Origin of the sequence: uncultured Wocania sp. (assembly GCF_964021735.1) — a bacterium.
In the GTDB taxonomy this organism is placed as follows: domain Bacteria; phylum Bacteroidota; class Bacteroidia; order Flavobacteriales; family Flavobacteriaceae; genus Wocania_A.
Genome location: NZ_CAXIBN010000173.1, coordinates 1 through 6,514 on the forward strand (window position 1 = coordinate 1; position 6,514 = coordinate 6,514).

The 6,514-nt window shown below is 33.4% G+C and carries 4 protein-coding genes; all 4 read left to right on the plus strand.

The window, feature by feature from the left end:
• Positions 1–46 precede the first annotated feature (46 nt).
• Entirely contained in the window at positions 47–2,398 is a 2,352-nt protein-coding gene (locus AADI82_RS12725; protein WP_341216806.1) for a transglycosylase domain-containing protein, read from the plus strand.
• A gap of 139 nt (positions 2,399–2,537) precedes the next feature.
• A complete protein-coding gene (locus tag AADI82_RS12730; protein ID WP_341216807.1) occupies positions 2,538–3,239 on the plus strand; it encodes a CoA transferase subunit A in 702 nt (233 codons plus the stop codon).
• Positions 3,240–3,241: 2 nt separating this feature from the next.
• Positions 3,242–3,895 (plus strand): CoA transferase subunit B, encoded by a 654-nt coding sequence (locus AADI82_RS12735; RefSeq protein ID WP_341216808.1) that lies wholly within the window; start codon positions 3,242–3,244, stop codon positions 3,893–3,895.
• Positions 3,896–4,672: 777 nt separating this feature from the next.
• On the plus strand, positions 4,673–6,514 hold a 1,842-nt coding region (locus tag AADI82_RS12740), incomplete at its 3' end, for a M14 family zinc carboxypeptidase (protein WP_341216809.1).

A 6,514-nucleotide genomic window follows, 5' to 3' on the forward strand; every position in this document is an offset into this window, starting at 1 on the left:
GAAGCATGAGGAATTGTATCGAGAAGTATTTAATATTCAAAATTAAATGGCAAAAACAAAAGCAAAAAAGGAAACAAAAGATACGCAAGATTTTTCAAAATATATCCGTTGGTTTTGGATGTTGTTTTCAGGAGGTATTCTTGTGGTAATACTTATATTTTTAGCAGCTTCATGGGGTTGGCTTGGAGAAATGCCGGATCATACCCAATTGGAAAATCCTAAAACCCATTTGGCAACTGAGATTATTTCATCTGATGGTGAAACCTTAGGAAAATTTTATTTTAATGATAATAGAACACCTGTAGGTTATGACGATTTATCTCAACATTTAGTAGATGCATTAATCGCTACTGAAGATGCCCGTTTTCATGAGCATTCTGGTATTGATGCCCGGGGCACATTAAGAGCCTTTGCCTTTTTAGGAAAAAGAGGAGGTGCCAGTACAATTTCTCAGCAATTAGCACGACAACTATTTATTGGTGTAAGATCCAAAAAATGGGATAAGTATACTCAAAAAATAAAAGAATGGGTTATCGCAACACGTTTAGAGCGCCAGTATACTAAAGAAGAAATTATGGCACAATATTTCAACATTTATGATTTTGGTAATAATGGTGATGGTATTCGAAGCGCATCTCGTATTTATTTTGATAAAGAACCTATTGACTTGGATATAAAAGAAGCTGCTATGTTGGTTGGTATGTTTGTTAATTCAGCATTATATAACCCAAGAAGGAATTCAGTAGGTGTAAAAAACAGACGCAATGTGGTGTTGTCTCAGATGGAAAAATATGGTTACATAACTGAAACCATTAAAGATTCACTTCAAAAAACAGATTTAGATTTAAATTATACACCACAATCTCACCGTGATGGAATTGCTACTTATTTTAGGGGATATCTATCTGGTTTTATGAAAGATTGGATAAAAAAGAACCCAAAACCAGATGGTACTAAATGGAGTTTATATAACGATGGTTTAAAAATATATACTACCATCGATTCTCGTATGCAAAAATATGCAGAAGATGCAGTACAACAACACATGCCTAGGCTACAAGCTGAGTTTTTCCATCAAAACACACCCGATAGAAATCCCACAGCACCATTTTTAGATTTAACTAAAGGCGCTATTGATACTTTACTACGAAATTCTATGAGGCAATCAGAGCGTAGGAGGCACATGAAGTACGATTTAAAAAAATCTGATAAAGAAATTGAAGCTTCATTTTATAAGCCAGTTCAAATGACTGTTTTCGAATGGAAAGATGGTAAGCCTTCAGAAAGAGATACTATAATGAAGCCTATCGATTCTATACGTTATTACAAATCGTTTTTGCGAACAGGTATGATGTCTATGAATCCACAAACAGGTCATGTAAAAGCTTGGGTTGGAGGAATGAATTATAGGCATTTTCAATACGATATGGTAAAACAAGGCAAGCGTCAAATAGGCTCTACTTTTAAACCTTTAGTTTATGCTACAGCCATAGATCAGTTGCATTTATCTCCTTGCAACGAATTTCCAGATACCCCTTTTTGTATAGAAGCAAATAAACATGGAAATGTAAAAGAATGGTGCCCTAAAAATTCTGGAGGCGATAATGATTATGGAGGAAACAGAACATTAAAAAACGCCTTAGCAAACTCTGTTAATACCATTACAGCTAGATTAATTGATAAAGTTGGACCACAAACCGTTGTAGACTTAGCTAGAAAATTAGGTATAGAGTCTGATATTCCTCCAGTGCCATCTATTGCTTTAGGAACTCCAGATTTAAGTGTATACGAAATGGTTGGCGCCTACTCAACCTTTGCTAATAAAGGCGTGTATACAAAACCTGTTATGGTAACTAGTATTGAAGATAAAAACGGTACTATTTTATATCAATTTACACCAGAAACTAACGATGTATTAAGTGAAGAAACAGCCTATGTAACCGTAAAACTTATGGAAGGTGTTACACAATCAGGTTCAGGAGCTCGTTTACGAACAAAAGGAGCAGATGCCTATAGACCAGATTATAGAGAAGTGGTTACAGGCTATCCTTACGAATTCGAGAACCCAATAGCTGGAAAAACAGGAACAACACAAAACCAAAGTGATGGATGGTTTATGGGTATGGTACCTAATTTAGTTACTGGTGTTTGGGTAGGCGGCGAAGAAAGATCGGTTCATTTTAAAAGTATTACTTATGGTCAAGGTGCTGCAATGGCATTGCCAATTTGGGGTGTTTATATGAAAAGCTGTTATGCAGATGAAAGCTTAAACATTTCTAAAGCAGACTTTGAAGAACCAACAAACCTTTCAATACTTGTTGATTGCGCCAAGGCTAAAGATAAAACTGTTATTGATGATGCAAGCGATGAGATTCCTGATGATTTAGATTTTAATTAATTACATAGATTCTTATACACAATATTTAATTGTATTCTTAAAAATTCAAGCCATTCTTTTAGAATGGTTTTTTATTTGATAATATTTTGATGTTATTATTCAATTATTCGTAATTTTATGCAACATAAAAAGAAACTTAATGATTAATAAGAAAGTAGCCAACGTTCAAGAAGCTCTTCAAGGCGTTAAAGATAATATGACTTTTATGCTTGGTGGTTTTGGACTTAGTGGTATTCCTGAAAATGCTATTGCAGAATTAGTAAAACTTGGAGTAAAAGGATTAACCTGTATTTCTAACAATGCAGGAGTTGATGATTTTGGATTGGGCTTATTATTACGTAAACATCAAATAAAAAAAATGGTGTCGTCTTATGTGGGAGAAAATGATGAGTTTGAACGACAAATGCTTTCGGGAGAATTAGATGTTGAGTTAATCCCTCAAGGTACATTAGCAGAACGTTGTCGTGCAGCACAAGCAGGTTTTCCTGCTATTTATACGCCTGCAGGTTTTGGGACAGAAGTTGCCGATGGTAAAGAAACACGAGAATTTAACGGAAAAATGTATGTTTTAGAACATGCCTTTGATGCTGATTTTGCTTTTGTAAAAGCATGGAAAGGTGATGCAGCTGGTAATTTAATTTTTAAAGGCACTGCTAGAAATTTCAATCCTAATATGTGCGGTGCAGCAAAAATAACAGTTGCTGAGGTAGAAGAGTTAGTGCCTCTTGGAAGCTTAGATCCAAATCAGATACACATTCCAGGAATTTTTGTGCAACGTATTTTCCAAGGAGAAACATATGAAAAGCGCATTGAACAAAGAACAGTTAGACAAAGAGATTGATTATGTTAGATAAAACAGGTATAGCAAAGCGAATAGCTAAAGAAGTAAAAGATGGTTATTATGTTAATTTAGGAATTGGTATTCCTACGTTAGTTGCAAATTATGTGAGAAACGATATTGAAGTTGAATTTCAAAGTGAAAATGGTGTTTTAGGTATGGGGCCATTTCCTTTTGAAGGAGAAGAAGATGCTGATATTATTAACGCAGGTAAACAAACTATAACCACATTGCCCGGAGCTAGTTTTTTTGATTCTGCTATGAGCTTTTCAATGATTCGTGGTCAACATGTAGATTTAACCATTTTAGGAGCGATGGAAGTTGCTGAAAATGGGGATATTGCTAATTGGAAAATTCCAGGGCGTATGGTAAAAGGCATGGGAGGTGCCATGGATTTGGTTGCAAGTGCCGAAAACATTATTGTAGCCATGATGCATACTAATAAAAAAGGTGAGTCAAAACTATTAAAAAAGTGTTCGTTACCATTAACTGGTGTTGGTTGTGTGAAAAAGGTAGTCACCAATTTAGCTGTTTTAGAAGTAACAGAAAATGGGTTTAAACTTTTAGAGCGCGCACCTGGAGTAACTGTTGAAGATATAAAAAATGCTACTGAAGGCACATTAATTATTGTAGGCGATATTCCTGAAATGAGTTTGTAAAAATAAGATGACCGACTAAAAGCATGCTAAATGTTAAAATAATTTACACTTTATCGATTTTATATGTTTTTAATCTGATTATTTAAAAATAAGTTCCATATTTACTGTCCCAAATTAACCAAGTCAAATTTAAGATTTTCCCAAATCTATCATTAAACTTAACCTACAGAATTATGGAATCAAATCTACCTGAACAACCTACATTTAATGAAAGCAAATTAAAAGAAACACTTAGAGAAAATTTAAGGTTTTTAAAAAGCTTGCTGTATTTAACTAAAAAAGTATTTATGCTATAATTTTAAGATAGCATAAATACTTTTTTAGTTTTATTAAAGATAATATCTACACTATTTAATTCCTTTTTATCACTTATGGTCTTAGCTAATAATTGAGCAAACGTACATTTGGATCATCTAGTAAATTTAAAAATTTTGAGTTTTGCAAAAAAGCAGTTTTAAGCAAAAAATGATTCGTTGTATTATTATGAGTTTAATTTGTAAAACTATAGTTATATCTAGACTACTATTTAATTCTTCTATATTAATAAATTATAGATTATTTTGTTTACTATAAAAGCTTCGACCGCTGAGTTTTTTTAGATTTATTGAATAATAATAATTTTTATAAAGAAAAAACACAAAAAGTAAGCTTTTTCTACAAATAAATTATGGGTTATCCGTAAAAAACCATATTGAATAAAAATTATCCATAAAAAACATTTTTAATCTTTAAAAAACTACTATTTTCAAACTAACTTTTAACCAAATAGCCAACCCTATGAAAAAATTATTACTATCACTTATAATCTTATTGAATGTTACTTTTGTGTTCTCTCAAAAGAATGATGCGCAGAAAGCAGAAAAATACTTGTCTACTAAAGGCGAATTAACCTTTACGTTTAAAGTTAGTAGCCAACATGAAATCGATAATTATACTAAAGACTTCTCTATAGTAAACTATGATTCGAAAACTAAAACGGTTAAGGCTTGGGCAAATGAAAAACAATTTAGAGTATTTGAATCTAAAAACATTCCTTTTCAAGTCCCAGTGAGCGAAAATGAAGTAGATGCAAATTTAATTTATGATAATAAATCTAAATCTTCAAAAGGTCTTTCGGCAAAAGGTCTTGCCAACACGCTTACTTTTCCTGTAGCTAATTATCCAACTTATGCTCAATATGCTCAACAAATGCAGGATTTTGAAAATGATTACCCTACTTTGGTTGATAAATTTAGTATTGGTACAACGACTCAAGGCGACAAAGAATTATTATTTGTGAAAATATCAGATAATGTTGCAACTGACGAGCAAGAACCAAAACTATTGTTTACTTCATCTATGCATGGTGATGAAATTGCAGGCTATCCTATGATGTTAAGTTTAATAGATTATATTTTAACGGTATATTCAAATCCTGGACATGCAGATCATGCAAGAGTTAAAAACTTAGTAGAAAATGCTGAAATTTGGATTAACCCTAACGCTAATCCAGATGGAACATATCATAATAGTACTAGCAATACTTCGGTTGTCAATGCCAGAAGGGGCAATGCTAATAACGTAGATTTAAATAGAAATTATCCTGATAACGTACAAGGAGCTCATACCGATGGCAATGCGTACCAAACAGAAACTTTAGCGTTTATGGCTCTGGCCGATGCAAATCATTTTGTTATTTCTGCCAATTTTCATGGTGGTACCGAATTGGTAAACTATCCTTTTGATAATGCTTATGTTAGTCAATACACACATCCTGACGGGAATTGGTTTGAATTTACAGGTGTTGAATATGCAACTCATGCGCAAAATGATAGCGATGCTTTAGGAGATACAACATACATGACCGCTGATGATGACAGTAATGTATACCCTAGCCCTGGTGTAACTCATGGTGCAGAATGGTATCGTGTTTATGGAGGCAGACAAGATTTTATGAACTTTTACCACCAGTGTAGAGAGATTACTGTAGAACTATCGGATACCAAAATTTTACCCGAAAGCCAATTGGTAAATTATTGGCTTTACAATCGTGATGCATTGTTAGATTATTTAACTCAAGGCACTTATGGTTTTAGAGGAGCTGTAAAAGATGCTAATACAAACAATTCTATTGATGCCACAGTAACTATTGTTGGTCATGATGCTTATGGTTCGCATACTGTAACAGATATTTCTCACGGCGATTATTATAGACCAATAAAAGCAGGAACCTATGATATTCTTTTTGAAGCACCTTGCTACCAATCAGTTACTTTAACTGGTCAAACAATTTCAGATTATCAAACGCTTACATTAGCAGATGTTTTATTAACACCAATTGGAGCGGTTGCTCCTACGGGATTAAATGCTTTTAATTTAGGTGCAACATCTGTATCATTAAGTTGGGATGCTACTTCTGGTGCAACTTACGATTTAAGGTATAGAGAAGTGGGATCGTCTACTTGGACAGATGTAAACGGGCTAACAGATGCTTCTACTAATTTAACAGGTTTAACCGCCCTAACACAATACGAAGCTCAAGTTAGAAGTAATTGTAATGGAGGAAGTAGTTCGCCTTATAGTGCTTCTGTCAATTTTACAACTACAAATGTACAGTTAAATTATTGTGCTTCTAGTGGA

Coding starts and splice junctions, on each gene's coding strand:
- AADI82_RS12725 (WP_341216806.1), top strand. CDS start 47: ATGGCAAAAACAAAAGCAAAAAAGGAAACAAAAGATACGCAAGATTTT.
- AADI82_RS12730 (WP_341216807.1), top strand. CDS start 2,538: ATGATTAATAAGAAAGTAGCCAACGTTCAAGAAGCTCTTCAAGGCGTT.
- AADI82_RS12735 (WP_341216808.1), top strand. CDS start 3,242: ATGTTAGATAAAACAGGTATAGCAAAGCGAATAGCTAAAGAAGTAAAA.